Here is a 260-nt window from a genome sequence, read left to right as displayed (position 1 = left end):
CAGCGATGCACGGAGCGGACTAGTACTAATCGGTCGAGGACTTAACCACGAGTAGTGGTGTTCATCGGTAAAAGAAATTGATATTGTCTAGTTTTGAGAGCATCAGTTCTCAATAGTGTGGTGGCGATAGCCTGAAGGATACACCTGTTCCCATGCCGAACACAGTAGTTAAGCTTCAGCACGCCAAGAGTAGTTGGGGGATCGCCCCCTGCGAGGGTAGGACGTTGCCACGCAAACGAAGCAGTCATCGAGTAATCGAT

The 260-nt window shown here is 50.0% G+C and carries 1 rRNA gene; it reads left to right on the top strand.

The window, feature by feature from the left end:
- Positions 1-116: 116 nt before the first annotated feature.
- Positions 117-233: ribosomal RNA gene (rrf, locus tag CES79_RS12490) — 5S ribosomal RNA — on the top strand.
- The last annotated feature ends 27 nt before the right edge of the window (positions 234-260 follow it).

It is taken from the genome of Secundilactobacillus silagei JCM 19001, assembly GCF_002217945.1.
In the GTDB taxonomy this organism is placed as follows: Bacteria; Bacillota; Bacilli; order Lactobacillales; family Lactobacillaceae; genus Secundilactobacillus; species Secundilactobacillus silagei.
Note: the sequence above shows the minus strand (reverse complement) of the source record. Positions and strands in the feature narration are given on the sequence as shown.